A 14,810-nucleotide genomic window follows, 5' to 3' on the forward strand; every position below is an offset into this window, starting at 1 on the left:
GTGGGACTTCCTGTGCCGGCGCCGGCCTCCGACGGTGACCGCGAGCGAGTGGCCGAGTTGCTCCAGCGAGCGTGCGGTGAGGGCCGGCTCACCCTGGAGGAGTTCAGCGTCCGGGTCGGCGCGGTGTGGGCCGCCGAGACCGACGTCGAGCTGGCGAGAGCGACCGAGGGCCTGGCCGCGCAGCCGATCGTCGGGTCGGCCAGCACGGTCGACAAGGTGGTGACGGTCTTCAGCTCGACCCGGCGGCGCGGCCGCTGGCGGCTGCGTGACCGGACGGTCCGGGCGACCACCGTGTTCGGCTCCACCGAGCTGGACCTGCGCGCCGTGCTGACCGGCTCGGACGTCATCGAGATCACCGGCCGGTGCGTGTTCGGCGAGCTGACCGTGATCGTGCCGGAGGGCGTCGAGGTCGACCTGACCGGGACGAACGCGTTCAGCGCGCACGACCTGCGGCTGGCCCCGGTGCCGCGGCTGGCCGGCACGCCGGAGGTCCGGGTGAACGTCGACGCCTGGTTCTCCGCCATCACGGTGAAGTCCAAGCCGCCGGAGATCACTCGCTGAGCAGGTCCCGCAGCAGCTGCTCGTCCTGGGCGTCCAGGTTGCCGACGAAGCGCCGCAGCACCGACGCCCGATCCGCCTCGACGGCGAGCAGCCGGCTCATCCGGTCGGCGACCAGGCCGGCCGGGCCGTCCGGCGCGCCGTAACGGAACGCGCGGCCGTCGCGGACCCGGGACGCCGAACCCTTCTCGTAGAGCCGGGTGAGCGTGGTGACCACGGTGCTGTACGACAACTCGCCGGTCGGGTCGAGGCGATCGCGCACCTCGCCGGGCGTCAGCGGCTGCTCGGCCTCGCCCAGCACGGTCATGATCTCCGTCTCCAGCTGGCCGGGCCGGCGACGGCCGCGCATCTCGCTCACGGGCAGACCCTATCGATACCTGCTGTGAACCTGCTCCGGTGCCAGCGGGATGGTCACCCGGCCGTTGCGGTCCCACCGCTCCAGCGTCCACCAGGTGCCCTGCCGGCGAACCGTGACCTGGACGTTCGTGGACTCGCCGTGCCAGGCCGCGCCGCCCGCGGTGACACCGAAGCGGCCCCGGGCGAAGATGCCGACCTTGGCGAGGACGGCGCAGGCCCGGCAGCGGCCGTCCTCGGTCACCACGCAGTCGCCGCAGGCCGCGCCCTGGCACAGAGCGCATGCGCGGACCGTTTCGGTGCAGGCGGCGCAGGTCGGTCGCAGGCAGTGCGTGCACCACTGGAGCACGCCGGCCAGGTGGTGGTTCCGGCAGGGCTGAAGGGTGCTGTGCGGCGTGCCGTCGGGGTCCAGCACGTATCCCTGGGTCCGGCCCGGGGCCACGTCGTAGACCACCTGGGCCCGGAAGCCGTCCGGCAGCTCCCAGGTCTCGGCGACGTGCAGCCCGACCGCGATCCGGACCACGTCGACGGGTGTGCGGCGCAGCCGGCGCAGCAGCGAGGCGGTCAGGTCCTCGGGCAGATCCAGCGGGGCGGCGGGAGCCTGGGCGGGTGGGGCGCCGACGGCGAACCGGGCCTCGGCGGGCTCCATCTCGTCGCCCTGCGGGTGCTCGACGATCCGCGGCACGACGAGTTGCTGGACTCGATGGGCGCCCGGGACGTGAATGCCGGTGAAGCTCTCCCGGCCGGTGACGGCGGTGACGTCGGCGAGGCGTCCCGGCGCCAGCAGGGCGGCGCCGATCGCGCCGCGGGACATGTCGTCCGGCGACTTGCTCAGGCCGTGCCAGGCGGGGCGGTCACCGTCGTGCCGAACGCCCAGCTGGGCGTGCCGGCCGACCCGGGCCAGGACGGCCTCCCACTCGCCGAGCCGCGCCTGCGCGACGATCTCCGGCTCCGGCAGCCAGTCCTCGACCGCCCAGGCCACCGGGCCCGCCGGCGCCTGCCAGGCGGCGACCGTCTCGCCGCGCACGAGGCCACCGTCGTCGATCCCGGTCGCGTCGTCGAGGATCAGGCGGCTCACACCGTCCGATCTTAGGGCGGGGCGTACGCGTACTGTGGGGGCCGGTCCTGTCCGCGTCCGGAGATCAGACTGCCCTAGTGATCGCCATTGTTCTCGCCCGCCGGCTGACGCACCCCGGCGTCGGCCGACCACGCCGTGCCGTGGCATGACGTCATCACCCCCGCCACCCGAGCGGACCGAGCCGGCCGCCCGGCCGGCGAAACCGCGGGGCCGGAGCGGGCCGCCACTGCCCATGCACCGGGCGGTGCTCGCGCTCGGACTGCTCTCGGCCGGGCCGCCGCTGGTGATCCACGACGGCTGGGCGGGCGCGCTGCCGGCGGCGGCCGCGGCCGGTTACGCCGTCTACCTGGTCGGCGGCAAACGCTGGCCCCGCCCGCGCCGCCGCCGGCGATGACGGTGGTCTTTCAGGGCTTGCCCTTGCCCTTGGCCTTGCCCTTCTGCTTGCCCTTGTCCTTGGCTTTCGGCGCGGGTTCGGGCTTCTTCGCGGGCTGCGCGGGCTTGGCCACCGGCCTCGGCGCGCCGACCAGGGTTAGCTTGACCGTCCGGGTGACCGGCGTGCTGACCGGCGACGGCACCGGGCTGCTCGGGGCCGGCGCGGCTGCCGCGGGCGTCGGCGTGCTGGGTTCGCCCGCATCCGCGACCGCGAGGCCGGTCACCGCGACCAGGGCGGCGGCCGTGCCGCAGACGGCCAGGGCGCGCCGGCGGGGCGACGGCGTCCGGACCGTCGCCGGCGGCCGGGCCGCGATCTCGCTCAGAGCCCGGGCCAGTTCCGCGGCGGCCGGCCGCTCGTCGGGCGCCTTCGCCAGGCAGCGGGCGACCAGCCCGGCCACGGCGGGCGGCAGTCCCGGCACGTCCGGCAGCGGCGCCGGCTCGGCGTAGTAGTGCGCCCGGAGCATCTGGGTGGCCGTCGACGCGTCCCACGGCATCCGGCCGGCCAGGCACTGGTAGAGCAGCAGGCCGAGCGCGTACACGTCGGTGGCCGGACGGACCGGGCCGCCACGGATCCGCTCCGGGGCCAGGTAGGCGGGCGTTCCCAGCACCTGGCCCTGGTCCTCGTCGGTCGCGCCGGCCGCGGCCGAGATGCCGAAGTCGACGAGTTTCACCCCGGACGGGCCGACCATGACGTTGCCCGGTTTGACGTCGCGGTGCACCACCCCGCGCTCGTGCGCGGCGGCCAGCGCGGCCGCCACCTGGGCACCGATCAGCACCGCCCGCCGCCAGGGCAGCGCGGTCCCGCCCAGCAGCTCGGTCAGGGTGCGGCCGTCGACCAGTTCCATGACGACGTACGGCAGCACCGCCCCGCGGTACGCCGTCTCGCCGTAGTCGTACACCTGCACCACCGTGGCATGGCGCAGCCCGGCCGCGGCCCGCGCCTCGGCGTGCAGCTGGCGCAGCAGCCGCGGGTCGGCGGTGAGCCGCGCCGAGAGCACCTTGACGGCCACTTCCCGCCCGAGCACCTCGTCCTCGGCGCGCCACACCACCGACATGCCGCCCTGGCCCAGGCGCCCCAGAAGCCGATACCGTCCGTCGATCAGCACACCGTTCTCCACGAACCGTGCCGTTGCCCAGCGCCCGCGCGTCCAAACCTCGCCGCCGACCGGCGAACTGCTCACACCATCCCCGCTGCCGCGACGCCGCCCGCCCGCTTCCGCATCATTTTCCGGTACGACTGGGCGTCCCGTGCGAGTCGGCTCGCCAGGCCGCCACCCCTCCGGACCGCCACGCGTGTCATGCGGGCCCGCTGCCCCTCACCGGCTGGTCCTGGTGGCCCTATCGGGCGTCCCGATAGGGCCACCAGGACCAGCCTTCACCGCAACGCTGCTGGCCGGCATGTCTGGCAGTGGATTCCGATCCACCAGTTCACCCGGGCAGTTGGGCGAGCCCGGCGCTCACGGCAGCAATTCGCGCACTTGCGCCCAGACCACAAGTCGATCCTTGGTGGCGCCGGGCCGGAGGAGGTCGACGAGTCTGTCCAGGTGTGCTGTCAGGATCTTCTGCCGGCGTAGCTCGCCTATCTGCTCGATCGGGAGGTCACGCCAGTTCGCGGACATGGTGCGAGCCCGCTCGGGATCGACAGTGAGCGCCGCGAGGGTGTCGGTGGCGAGGATTTCGGGATTCCAGTCCGGGTCCTCATCAGGGCCGAGATGCTGGATGACCCAGGCGCGCAGCATGAAGGCTTGGTTGGCCATCCGGACCTGTTCCCATGGGTCGTCGCCATGCAGCCGCTCGTTGGCGTGCAGGGACAGCTTGGCCCACCGCAGGCGAGCGAGTCTCGATGCGTCGGACCAGTAGGCGCGATTTTGGGCGATCACCCGGACCTGCTCCAGTTCCTCGCCGTTCCGCGCGGCGGTGAAGGCTTCGAGCCGATCGACTGGCCAGGTGTCGAGCTCTCGGATCGGTCCACCGTGACCAGCGTCCTTGGTCAAGGTTCCCCATTTCTGACCGTGGGCAGAGCGAGGCCGACGGTAGCGCTTCGAGCAGCAGGATGCCGGATCGCTTCCAGCAGTCACCGAACCTGTTGTCAGCGATACCGGCGTCGAAGCAGCGTAGTGTTCTGCCCCGGCTGCGGCCATGCGACGGCCGAGATGACAGAAGGAGTGATCGTGAGCGAGGCATTCGGCCTGGTCGTCCAGTTCACGTTGCATGATGAGCCGGCTGCCGCGGCGTTCGACGCTCTGGTGGAACGCACGGTGGCAGGTATCGCGACGCAGGAACCGGGCACCGTGGCCTACCTGGTGCACCGAGTGGCCGACCGGCCGCTCGTTCGTGTCTTCTACGAGTTGTACGCCGACAAGGCCGCGTTCGACGCCCATGAACAGCAGCCTCACACGGTGCGCTTCCTGGCCGAACGCGGCCAGTTCGTGAGCCGTTTCGAAGTGACCTGGCTGCAAGCGCCCGCGGGAAAGATGCCGGCGGTGTAAGGCCGCCGGGAAACTCTCGCGTATCCACCGGCCGCGATGGCGAGAAGCCGACGATCTCGCGCCGTTCCGCGGGGGCGCTTGGGCTTTTCAAAGGTTCCTGGGCTGGTCCCCACGGCCCTATCCGGCAACCCGACAGGGCCACAGGAGCCAGCCCACGTCCCTCGGCTGGTCACCACGGCCCTATCCGGCAACCCGACAGGGCCACAGGAACCAGCCCGCGTCCCTCGGCTGGTCCCCACCGCCCTATCCGGCAACCCAACAGGGCCACAGGAGCCAGCCCGTACCTGTGCGGCGCTGTGGTCACGGGTCGTGCGTGGACGATCGGGAGGACGGGTCCGCCCGGCCGGGACACACCCGTGGGTCGCGGGTCGGTCTGGGGTGGGACTGCCTCGCGCGTGCGGCGGGGCGGGGTGCGGCGGGGCCGGTGGGCAAGGGGGGGCGGTGCAGGGCGTACCGAAGGGTCAGGGGTTTGGGGGGCGGCGGACCCGGGCGTTCAGGCCGGCCGCGAGCAGGGTGGTCCGGGTTTCGGCGAGGCCGGCGGTGAAGTCGCTGCTGTCCTGGGTGTAGTAGCGGGCGAAGAACCAGCGTGGGACGCGGGCGGCGCGGCGGCGGGAGAGGAAGAGCTGGTCCTGGACCTGGCGGGCCATGCGGCAGAGGTCGCGGTTGGTTTCCGGGTCGAGGTTGGCGTGGGCCAGCTGGACGCAGCGGGCGCGGGAGTAACCGCAGACGCGTTTGCGGTCGGCGGCTACGGTGCGCTGGTCGCGGAACGTGTCCCAGCCGAGCATGAACATGCCCAGCGACGGGACGAACCACTGGACGAACAGGTCGGTGATGGTGGAGTCGCGGAGCATGCCGGTGACCAGGCCGAGCGCGGCCCAGCCGGCCATCGCGGCCATCACCACCTGGGCGTAACGGCGGCGGACGCGACTGCCCCAGGAGAGGTTCTGCTGCTGGCGGGCGAGGATGTCGAACGGGCGGGGCAGGTTCGGCATCTCGTAGTGGTCGCGGGGCGGATCGCCACGATACCGGCTGCTCAGGTGCCGGACGTCCTCCGGGATGATCTCGTCGCCGGCCAGGATGCAGTTCCACGGCAGCTGGAAGAAGCGCACCTCGAACGCCTCCTGCAGCAGGGCGGCGCGGCGCAGTTCCCGGTCGGCCCAGGACGCCAGGCCGAGCGAGTAGGCGAGGGCCCAGAGCACGCCGATGACCGAGAGGGTGACGCTCAGCGGGTTGCCGGTGACGGCGCCGAGGAAGACGGCGAACAGTCCGGCCGCGGCCAGCCCGGCGGAGATCACCAGGCGCAGCGCGTGGAGGCGTCTGACGCGGGCGTGCGACACGGCAGTGGCCCGGAGGAGATGACTCAGCGTGGGGTCGATCGGGCGCTGGCGAACGGCAGGTCTGCGGTCAGTCACGGGTGTCACCGCCTCGGACAGTGACATCAGGCAGGGCGCCCACGAATGGGCATACCCAACGATATCGCGAAATCCACCGATCATCGTCTATACCAGCAGCTCACGGTGCGATTACTGGATATTTAGCGCACCGTTGTCAACCAATTACGCACAGTGAGCGTGGCGCGGACGTCGTCCTCGTTGTATTGGAGGATTCGCTGGGCGGCGGCGCGGTCACCCTCGCGGGCCCGGCGATGCCACTCCTGCGACTGCAACCCGCCGGGATCCTCGTCGCGCCAGCGGAAGCCCGCGCCGTGCACCGCGACCGTCTTCAGGCCCAGCCCGGCGCGGGACTCGACCGTCGCGCGGACCAAGGGATACACGTCCACCCAGCGATCCGGGTGGGCGGCGCCGCGCGGCGGCGGGGGAAACGTGAGCGCCCGGGTCCGCTCCGGCGGCGTGTAGTGGAAGACCAGCAGGCTGCGGCCCGCGGCCTCGGCCGCCGCGGCGAGCGCGTCGAGGCGGTCCAGGCACCGGCGGGCCGGGTAGGCCTCGTCCGGCAGCACCGGGTCGAAGAACGACTCGTAGCGGCTGACGCCGTCCGACGTGATCAGCAGGCCCCACAGGTAGACCCGGTCGTCGACGCCCCACTCGGCGTCGATGTCGATCTCCACGTCGGCGCGCGGGACCGGGGGCAGCGGACCGTCCTTGATCCGCAGGACCAGGCCGTCCCGGGCGAGCTGCGCGGCGACCGTCGCCTTGCGCAGGCGATGCCGGTGCTGCCGCAGATGGTGGACCTCGCTGCCGTAGGGGCCGGCGAGCAGGGCGGCGGGTTCGCTGTCGGCCAGGCTTTCGACGGTACGCACACCGGTGTCGCGCAGCGCCAGGTACTCCCGGACGCTCAGGGTGCCACGCAGTTCCCGGCTCAGGTCGGTGGGTGGCAACTGCTCCACGCACACCGGCGCCCAGGGGCAGGTCTCGCACTCGGCGTGGCCGATCGGGACGACCAGTGGCTCCGGGTCGGTGGGCAGGCCCTCGCGACGGGCGGCCACCTCGGCGACCCGGACGCGGAAGGCGTGCTCGTGGTCGTAGCGGTCGAGGGCGCTGCGCTCGGCCTTGCCCCGGCTGCGGGAGAAGGTGAGGAATCGCGGGAGGCTCAGGTCGTACCAGACCAGGTGCGGGCCGTCGGTGCCGATGACCGCGGCCCACGGGGCGTCGGCCTGGTGGCCGCAGGCCTGGAGCATGCGCCAGTAGTGCGCGAGCTGGAGCAGGTCGTCCTCGTGCGCCTTGGCGCGGGCGTCCGCGCGGCGTGCCGCCGCTGCCAGCGCGGGTGCGTCGAGCGTGCTGACCAGGGCGTCCGTGCCCTTGGTGAGCACCTGGTGCGCCTTGATGTCGGCCGGGTGGTATCCACCGCCCGCGGCGCGCACCAGCAGGTCGGGCTTGCCGGTGCGGTGGCCGGGCTCGTCGTCCGGGAGACGGCCGCCGACGATCACGGTGGCCCGCGCCCGCATGGCGCCGATCGTCGCGCCGATGTGGGCGCGCTTGTCGCCGTCCAGGTCGCGCAGGTCGACGTAACCGGGCAGGCCGAGCGCGGCCCACGCGCCGAGCAGCTCGTCCTCGAACGCGGTGCCGGTGTCGAACAGCTGCTGGAGCTCCGGCGCGACGGTCGTCCCGGGCCGGGGCACGGTGCGGTCGTACCGGTTGTGCACGGCGCGCGGGCAGGACTTGGCCGCGTAACCACCCAGCAGCACCGGCCGACCGTTGATCATGCGCGATGCTAGATCACTCGGGATTCTCGGGCTCGTCCACCCCGGTGATCGATATCAGACTGACCGGCACGCCGGCGCGGGTGGCCCGGGCGACCAGCTCGGCGCCCAGCGTGGTGTCCTGGCCGGGCGGGCAGCGCCACCAGCCGCTGACCTGGTCGCTGCCGGGGAACAGCATGCCGCAGGTGGTCCAGCCGCCGGCGAACGGGAACGACCGCAGGGCCCGGGCCAGCCGATCGACCGCCGCCGAGCTCATCGCGGGGACCGCCAGGGTGGCCAGGACCAGGCGTTTCTCCGGCAGGTCGGCCTCGTCCTCGGTGAGGTCGAGGGTGTCGTGCTCGTTCAGCACGGCGGCCGCGATCCGGTGCATGCCGTCCAGGATCTCCCGGGCCCGCGCGTCGACCAGGATGGGCTCGGTGAAGCCGCCGTGCAGCACCAGTTCGGCACGCAGCAGCTCGACGACCTGAGCGCTGTCGGGGTCGGCCAGGATGCCGGGAATCGCCCGCTTCCACGTGGCGCCACCGAACGTCGGCGGGAATGCGGCCAGCACTTCGCTGAGTGGCATCCGGCGTACGGTCACTGGCGAAATGGTGCCATGCCCAGGTTGAGCTGCCTATTCACCGAAGGGTGAACAACAGTGTCGCCAATAGGACGACCGGGGCACAGGCCAGCGTGGTGAGGAAGATGGTGTCCCGGGCCACGACCAGGCCCGCGGTGAAGCGCTGGCCGTACAGGTAGACGTTCTGCGCGGTGGGCAGGCAGGCAAGAACGGTCACGGCGTACGTCTCCTGCGGCTCCAGACGGAAAGCGGTCGCGAGCAGGAAGGCCAGCAGCGGCATGGCGGCGGTCTTGAGCACGACCGCGGCGACGGTCGCGGCACGGTCCGGGCCGGGCGCCAGGACGCGGCGGCCGGAGAGCGACATGCCGAAGGCGATCAGGACCAGGGGCACGGCGGCGTGGCCGATGGTGATCAGGGGATCGAGGATCAGGCGGGGTAGGTGGAGGCCGGTCAGGGAGACGGTCGCGCCGAGCAGGACCGCGATGATCATCGGGTTCTTGACCGGGGCGATCAGGGTGTCGCGGAGTACGGCGCGTCCCGTTGCGGCGAGTTCCAGGAGGGTCAGCGCGATCGGGGTGATGATCAGAAGCTGGACCATGATGATCGGGACCACCAGGGCGGGGTCGCCGAGGATGTAGGTGGCGACGGGGATCCCGATGTAGTTCGCGTTGACGTAGCCGGAGGCCAGCGAGCCGACTATCCGAGTGCCCTTGTCAGTTTTCCTGCTGACGACGGGGTGCAGGGCGAAGCAGAGCAACGCGGCGGCGGCCGAGATAAGCAGCGGCTCGCTGAACAGGGCGGTCAGGTCCGCGGCGGCCACCCCGGTGAACAGCAGGCACGGGTTGAGCACCAGCCAGACCACCCGGGCCAGCACCGTCTCGGCGTTCGGCGGCAGGTCACTCCAGCGGCGCAGCCCCCAGCCGGCCGCCACGATCACCCCGATCAGCAGGAATCCGGAGAGCGCGGCGACCATGATCGCCGACGCTATCGGGCGACCGGTGATCGATTCGACTCCGGGGGGCGGCGGTCGGTCGTACGGTGACCGGGTGGGGGACGAGGCGGCGGAGTACTACGACCGGATGCTGGTGGACGCGGAGTGGGGCGAGGCGTTCTGTCTCACCTTCGTCCGGGGCCTCGACGACGCAGCGCTGATCACCGCCTTCGGCGGCGACCCGTCCGCGATGCTGCCGCAGGCGGATCTGGCGCAGGTCCTGGACGGATTTCCGTACGGCGAGGAGCCGGCCACCCTGGTCGTCGCGGAACTGGGCGACTGGCGGATCGGCATCGAGGTCAACGGCTGCCAGGGGAATCGCTCCGAGGTGCTGCGCCGGGCGGCCGCGGCCGGTGACGGGATCGCGTTCAACGTGTATCGCAACGTCAACGGGCGCTCCGAGTTCAGCTACGTCCGCGACGACCGCACCCAGGTGGTGATCGACCACATCCGGCCGGAGCGGCGTACCGGCGAGAATCCGAAGCTGCTCGACGAGCTGCTGGAGGGGCTGCCGTTCGGCTACGAGGACGACCTGATCCCGGAGGCGGCCGGGCTCGCCCTGGCCGAACGGCTCACCGGGGTCCGGCTGCCGTTCGACCTGATGGAGCGCGACCTGCCCGGGGCGGTGCTGACCCTGGTCCCGGACGATCTCGTGCCGGAGGGCGGGCGGGGACTGGCCGCTCTCGATCACCCCTTCGTGCAGCGGATGCTGGCCGCGCCGATCCTGGAGAACGTTCCGGCGATGGCCGCCTTCCGGGCCCGGCTGATCGCCGAGGACGCCGGGCTGATCGACGAGCCGGTGGTGCGCGACGTGCTGGCGGCGCTGGACGCCGGGCGGCCGCTCGGGCCGGACCTGCGGACGCGGCTGCGGGAGCTGCACGAACGCGTCGACGACGATCTGCGGGCGATGCACGCGGTGCAGGACATCGCGGCGGCCGCGGTGCCCTCCGGGGATCCGCGGGAGCGGTTCGGCACGACGTACGCGATCCGGGACAGCGACCGGAGTCTCCAGGCGGTGGTCCTGCGGCGCTGCGCGCTGCGCGCGCTGCACCACTTGCCGGCCGCGCCGCCGGTCCGGGCGGCGCTCGCGACGGCCGGTTCCGGTCACGGTGCGCCGACGCGTCCGGGCGGTCTCGGGCTGGGTTCGACCGCGGCGTACGGGGTGCTGGCCAAGGAGTTCGCGTCGTGGGACGCGGAGAAGCAGCGGGCGGCGGCCCGGTGGCTGGCGCGGCGGGCGTTCGAGGTCGCCGGGCTGGACGGGCTGGACTGGGCGCGCCCGGCGCTGGAGGCGCTGGACCGCGGGGAGCCGTTGCCGTTCCCGGACCGGCGGGCGGTGTTCCGGCTGATCTCGGCGGCGGCACTGGTGACGGCGACGACCGGGTTGCCGCTGGACCAGCTCGGGGACCGGCTGACCGAGGCGCAGCGGGCGGAGTTGCGGGAGCGGATCGATCGCGCGCCGATGGCGGTGATCACCATCTTCAACACGGTGAACCCGGATCCGGCGAAGGCTCTGACCGACACGTTCACCACCGCGCTGGAGACCTTCGACGGGCGCGACGAGGACCTGGTGACCGAGCTGCGGGTCCGGTTCGGCACGGCCGCCTGAGCGGTCCGCGGGTCGCGGCCCACCTCGGTGTTCTCCCGCTGTGACCGATCTGTCCACTCCGGATGGAAGATCGAGTACTACGATGCTGGGCAGATCCCCAGCCGGGAGCCGGCCGGGGATCGGCACGTTTCGCTCGGCTCGTGCTCGGCTCTGCTCGGTTTGAAGGAGGCGTCGGTGGCTGACCGGCGGCACGCACTGGACCGGATCGACACGACCGTGGCGCACCCTGCCCGGCGCTACAACTACCTGCTGGGCGGCAAGGACAACTTCGCCGCGGACCGGGCCTCGGCCGAGGCGATCGAGGCGGCCATGCCGACGATCCGGCTGGCGGCCCTGGAGAACCGGGCGTTCCTGCACCGTGCCGTGCGGTTCCTGGCCGAGCGCGGGATCCGCCAGTTCCTGGACATCGGGACCGGGATCCCGAGCGCGGACAACACGCACGAGGTGGCCCAGCGGATCGATCCGGCGGCCCGGATCGTCTATGTCGACAACGACCCGATCGTGCTCGCGCACGCCCGGGCGCTGCTGACCAGCACCCCGGAGGGGACGACCGCCTACATCGACGCCGACCTGCGCGACCCGCGCGGCATCCTCGACGACCCCGAGGTGCGGGCGACTCTCGACTTCACCCAGCCGCTGGCCGTGATGCTGGTGGCGGTGCTGCACTTCGTCCGCGACGACGAGGACCCGCAGGGCATCGTGGACACCCTGCTGGACGCGCTGCCGTCCGGCAGCTACGTGGTGGCCTCCCACTCCACCTGGGAGTACCTGCCGGCCGAAGCGATCGAGAAGCTGGAGGCCGCCAACGGCGACGGCCGGTTCCGGGCCCGCACCGGCGAACAACTCGAGAAACTGTTCACCCGCCTGGAACTGATCGAGCCGGGCGTCCAGTCCGTCGCCCGGTGGTGGCCGGAACAGGCCTCCCAGCCGCGCCCCGCCGTCGAGGACGTGGCCTTCAACGCCATCGTCGGCCGCGTCCGCTGAGGCACCGCCGTTTGATGATCACCGGTGTGGGCACTCGCCGCTCATGACCGACAGAGTTCTGCTCCGATCCGCTGTCCTCGGCGCCTCCGCCGGAGCGCGCAGCATGACCCCGCTGGCCCGGCTGGCCCTGCGCAAGCAGGGCTGGATCCGGATCGCCGCGGGCGCCGCCGCGCTCGGCGAGATGGCGTTCGACAAGTCGAGGAAGGCGCCCAGCCGGTTGCGCCCGGCCCCGCTGGCCGGCCGGGTGGCTCTCGGCGCGGTCGCCGGGGCGACCTTCGCCCGCCGCCGGGGCGTGGGCATCGCCGGTCCGGCGATCGTCGCCGGGCTGGCCGCGGCCGGTGCCAGCTATGCCGGGGCACGCTGGCGCGCCTACGCCGCGGACCACGACTTCGCGATCCCTGGGGCGGTCGCCGAGGACGCCGCCGCGGTCGCGTTGGCCTGGGCCTCCTCGCGCGACTGAGCCGTCGTCAGCGCTTGAGGTAGGCCCCGAGACCGCCGAGTTCCTCGTTGGCGATGAAGACGGACCGGACGTTGATGATGGCCTCCTCGACATGGGCCGGGCAGCCCCACGCCGAGTCACCCCAGGAGTCCGCGACCTTGATCTCCGCCGGCTCCCCGCACCCGGACTCGCCGCCGAGCTGGCAGCGGTCCGGATGCGGCTGGGTGGCCTGGGCGGCCGCGGCGGCACGGATCCGCTCGGTGAGCTGAGCGGCGGCGGCCGCGCGCTGCTCGGCCTCGGCGCGCAGTTCCCGCTCCGCGTCCAGGACGGTGGCCAGCTCGTGCTCGGCGGCCTGGCGGGCCTGCTCGGTGTGGTGCCGCTCGATGGCCAGGGCGGCCGTCCCGGCGAAGACCCGGGCCAGGGCCAGGTCGAACTCCTGCGGCACCCGCGGCGCGCGGTGGTACATCGCGAAGGTGCCCAGCAGGCCGCCGTCGCGGGCCAGGATCGGCGTGGACCAGCAGGCGGCCAGCCCGGCCCGGCCGGCCAGCTCCCGGAAGTCGTCCCAGTACGGGTCGGTCGCGATGTCGGTCACGATGACCGGCTCCCGCCGGTACGCGGCCGTGCCGCACGAGCCGACGCCGTCGCCGGTGGCGATCCCGTCGATGGCCTCGTTGTAGAACTCGGGCAGGCTCGGCGCGGCGCCGTGCCGCAGGTGCCGGCCGTCCGGGTCGGCGAGCAGGACCGACGCCAGCAGCTCGCCGGGCGCCAGGTTCTCGATGCTGCGGGCCATCCCGTCGAGCACCTCGGCCAGGGGCGCCTGCCGGGCGATCTGCTCCAGCAGCACGCGGTGCTCGGCCATCAGCCGCTGGGCTTGCTTGACCTGCGTGGTCTCCACGCCGATAAGGCGGATCCCGATCACCTCGCCACCGGCGTCCCGGCGCGGCTCCAGGCTGATGTCGACATAGGCCGCCTTGATCAGCTGCGTGTCCCGCACGGTCCGCGGCTCACCGGTGCGGTAGACCTCGTCCAGCACCGCGATCAGTTTCTGGCCGGCCACGTCGGGCATCAGCTCGGCGAGTCCCCGCTGCTCACCCACGAGGGCGAGAAACGCCGGATTCGCGGTCTCCACCACATGGTCCGGACCGGTCAGCGACGCGAACAGGGCGACGGACTCCCCGAACAGGGCGCGTACGTCCTCGGCGGCCGTCATGTCAAACCCTCTTTCGACGTCGGGGCGATCGGCCGATGACCCCGGCACCGGCAGAGTAGTGAAGCACGCGGCGTTTCGCCGGGCACGCGACCACCCCGGTCCGCCCTCTCCGGCTCAGCCCGGGAAGAGCCACTCCAAGGCGGCGAGGGACTTCTCGGCATAGCGGGCCCGACCGGTTTCCAGGCCGTAGGCCAGGTCCTCGATGACGGCACACCGCGCATAGAAGACGGCACGTCCGGTCAGATCCGGGTCGGTCCCGCGAAGCGCGGCCGGGCCGAGGTCGCGGAAGAGCAGGCCGTAGTCACAGGCCGGGTCGACCAGGGCCGCGTCGGACCAGTCGATCACGCCGGTGACCGTGCCGGACTCGTCGACCAGGACGTGCTCGATGCCGAGGTCGTTGTGCGAGAAGACCAGCGAGTGATCACCGGGCGGCGGCTCCGCGCGCAGGAACGCCTCGATCCTTGCCCGGTAGGCCGGCGGGACGTGGGCAGCGACCGCCGGATACAGCTCGGCGGTCTCCCGCAGCCACTCCCCCGGCGGCTGGTCGTCGGGTTCGGCCTCGCCGGGCCGGATGCTCCGCACGGCGGTCAGCAGCTCACCGAGCGCCGCGGTGATCGACGCGGCGTGGGCCGCCCGGAACTGCTGAGGCAGCTCCAGCAGGGGAACTCCGGGAAGCTTGTAGTAGGCGAGACAGCCGCGCTCCGGGATGACGAACGCCGGCGACGGCACCGGGAGTGGCGCGACCGCCGCGACCGCGGTCAGCAGGCGAGCCTCGCGGGCGGTCTCGTCCGGGTCAGGGGACTTGGCGAGGCGGACGATCAGGTGCCGATTGATTTCGTACGCCCGATGGTCCACTCCCTCGCCGAGCAGCGCGATCGCACCGATCTCGTAGCCCGGCAGGCCCTCGGCCACCGCGGCACGGACGTCCGCCTCGGTCATCGCTCCATGGTCGC

The 14,810-nt window shown here is 72.6% G+C and carries 16 protein-coding genes; 6 read left to right on the plus strand and 10 right to left on the minus strand.

Annotation, left to right across the window (positions count from 1 at the left end; genetic code table 11):
* Nucleotides 1–561, plus strand: a complete 561-nt coding sequence (locus Aiant_RS01550) for a DUF1707 SHOCT-like domain-containing protein (RefSeq protein WP_229831258.1) — start codon at nt 1–3, stop codon at nt 559–561.
* On the opposite strand, the gene Aiant_RS01555 is transcribed toward Aiant_RS01550, so the two are convergent.
* Nucleotides 551–907 carry a BlaI/MecI/CopY family transcriptional regulator gene (locus Aiant_RS01555; protein WP_189335703.1) on the minus strand — a complete coding sequence of 119 codons (357 nt, stop codon included), beginning with the start codon at nt 905–907 and terminating at the stop codon, nt 551–553. The genes Aiant_RS01550 and Aiant_RS01555 overlap by 11 nt on opposite strands.
* Before the next feature lie 18 nt (nt 908–925).
* Nucleotides 926–1,990: a tumor necrosis factor receptor family protein gene (locus Aiant_RS01560; protein ID WP_189335646.1), complete on the minus strand. Its 1,065-nt coding sequence runs from the start codon at nt 1,988–1,990 to the stop codon at nt 926–928.
* A 145-nt stretch (nt 1,991–2,135) separates the two neighbouring features.
* Here Aiant_RS01560 and Aiant_RS01565 point away from each other — a divergent pair, with 145 nt between their 5' ends.
* Entirely contained in the window at nt 2,136–2,384 is a 249-nt protein-coding gene (locus Aiant_RS01565; RefSeq protein ID WP_189335645.1) for a hypothetical protein, read from the plus strand.
* 10 nt (nt 2,385–2,394) lie between these two features.
* On the opposite strand, the gene Aiant_RS01570 is transcribed toward Aiant_RS01565, so the two are convergent.
* Together Aiant_RS01570 and Aiant_RS01575 are read right to left on the minus strand one after the other, a co-directional pair.
* A complete protein-coding gene (locus Aiant_RS01570) occupies nt 2,395–3,528 on the minus strand; it encodes a serine/threonine-protein kinase (RefSeq protein WP_306415853.1) in 1,134 nt (377 codons plus the stop codon).
* A gap of 351 nt (nt 3,529–3,879) precedes the next feature.
* On the minus strand, nt 3,880–4,416 hold the full coding sequence (locus tag Aiant_RS01575) for a hypothetical protein (protein ID WP_212846907.1): 537 nt from the start codon (nt 4,414–4,416) through the stop codon (nt 3,880–3,882).
* A 177-nt stretch (nt 4,417–4,593) separates the two neighbouring features.
* Here Aiant_RS01575 and Aiant_RS01580 point away from each other — a divergent pair, with 177 nt between their 5' ends.
* Entirely contained in the window at nt 4,594–4,911 is a 318-nt protein-coding gene (locus tag Aiant_RS01580; RefSeq protein WP_229831255.1) for a putative quinol monooxygenase, read from the plus strand.
* A gap of 461 nt (nt 4,912–5,372) precedes the next feature.
* Here Aiant_RS01580 and Aiant_RS01585 read toward each other — a convergent pair whose 3' ends face one another.
* From Aiant_RS01585 to Aiant_RS01600, 4 genes are all read right to left on the minus strand, one after another.
* A complete protein-coding gene (locus Aiant_RS01585; protein ID WP_189335642.1) occupies nt 5,373–6,323 on the minus strand; it encodes an S-4TM family putative pore-forming effector in 951 nt (316 codons plus the stop codon).
* A 122-nt stretch (nt 6,324–6,445) separates the two neighbouring features.
* Nucleotides 6,446–8,071, minus strand: a complete 1,626-nt coding sequence (locus Aiant_RS01590; protein ID WP_189335641.1) for a TM0106 family RecB-like putative nuclease — start codon at nt 8,069–8,071, stop codon at nt 6,446–6,448.
* 13 nt (nt 8,072–8,084) lie between these two features.
* Nucleotides 8,085–8,633: a ParB N-terminal domain-containing protein gene (locus tag Aiant_RS01595; RefSeq protein WP_189335640.1), complete on the minus strand. Its 549-nt coding sequence runs from the start codon at nt 8,631–8,633 to the stop codon at nt 8,085–8,087.
* 52 nt (nt 8,634–8,685) lie between these two features.
* Nucleotides 8,686–9,600, minus strand: a complete 915-nt coding sequence (locus Aiant_RS01600; protein ID WP_189335639.1) for an AEC family transporter — start codon at nt 9,598–9,600, stop codon at nt 8,686–8,688.
* A 73-nt stretch (nt 9,601–9,673) separates the two neighbouring features.
* Between Aiant_RS01600 and Aiant_RS01605 the strand changes: the two genes are divergently transcribed.
* The 3 genes from Aiant_RS01605 to Aiant_RS01615 all read left to right on the plus strand — a co-directional run bounded on the left by Aiant_RS01605 (nt 9,674) and on the right by Aiant_RS01615 (nt 12,668).
* Complete coding sequence (locus tag Aiant_RS01605) at nt 9,674–11,224, plus strand: DUF6461 domain-containing protein (protein ID WP_189335638.1); 1,551 nt, start codon at nt 9,674–9,676, stop codon at nt 11,222–11,224.
* Between the two features lie 174 nt (nt 11,225–11,398).
* Nucleotides 11,399–12,208: an SAM-dependent methyltransferase gene (locus tag Aiant_RS01610; protein ID WP_189335637.1), complete on the plus strand. Its 810-nt coding sequence runs from the start codon at nt 11,399–11,401 to the stop codon at nt 12,206–12,208.
* Nucleotides 12,209–12,251: 43 nt separating this feature from the next.
* Nucleotides 12,252–12,668 carry a hypothetical protein gene (locus Aiant_RS01615; protein WP_189335636.1) on the plus strand — a complete coding sequence of 139 codons (417 nt, stop codon included), beginning with the start codon at nt 12,252–12,254 and terminating at the stop codon, nt 12,666–12,668.
* 7 nt (nt 12,669–12,675) lie between these two features.
* Here the strand turns inward: Aiant_RS01615 and Aiant_RS01620 are convergent, their stop codons facing one another.
* Nucleotides 12,676–13,857 carry a GAF domain-containing protein gene (locus Aiant_RS01620; RefSeq protein WP_189335635.1) on the minus strand — a complete coding sequence of 394 codons (1,182 nt, stop codon included), beginning with the start codon at nt 13,855–13,857 and terminating at the stop codon, nt 12,676–12,678.
* Between the two features lie 114 nt (nt 13,858–13,971).
* On the minus strand, nt 13,972–14,796 hold the full coding sequence (locus Aiant_RS01625; RefSeq protein ID WP_189335634.1) for a phosphotransferase family protein: 825 nt from the start codon (nt 14,794–14,796) through the stop codon (nt 13,972–13,974).
* Nucleotides 14,797–14,810: the final 14 nt, after the last annotated feature.

It is taken from the genome of Actinoplanes ianthinogenes, assembly GCF_018324205.1.
GTDB lineage: Bacteria > Actinomycetota > Actinomycetes > Mycobacteriales > Micromonosporaceae > Actinoplanes > Actinoplanes ianthinogenes.

Coding starts and splice junctions, on each gene's coding strand:
- Aiant_RS01555 (WP_189335703.1), bottom strand. CDS start 907: ATGCGCGGCCGTCGCCGGCCCGGCCAGCTGGAGACGGAGATCATGACC.
- Aiant_RS01565 (WP_189335645.1), top strand. CDS start 2,136: ATGACGTCATCACCCCCGCCACCCGAGCGGACCGAGCCGGCCGCCCGG.
- Aiant_RS01590 (WP_189335641.1), bottom strand. CDS start 8,071: ATGATCAACGGTCGGCCGGTGCTGCTGGGTGGTTACGCGGCCAAGTCC.
- Aiant_RS01595 (WP_189335640.1), bottom strand. CDS start 8,633: ATGCCACTCAGCGAAGTGCTGGCCGCATTCCCGCCGACGTTCGGTGGC.
- Aiant_RS01600 (WP_189335639.1), bottom strand. CDS start 9,600: ATGGTCGCCGCGCTCTCCGGATTCCTGCTGATCGGGGTGATCGTGGCG.
- Aiant_RS01615 (WP_189335636.1), top strand. CDS start 12,252: ATGACCGACAGAGTTCTGCTCCGATCCGCTGTCCTCGGCGCCTCCGCC.
- Aiant_RS01620 (WP_189335635.1), bottom strand. CDS start 13,857: ATGACGGCCGCCGAGGACGTACGCGCCCTGTTCGGGGAGTCCGTCGCC.
- Aiant_RS01625 (WP_189335634.1), bottom strand. CDS start 14,796: ATGACCGAGGCGGACGTCCGTGCCGCGGTGGCCGAGGGCCTGCCGGGC.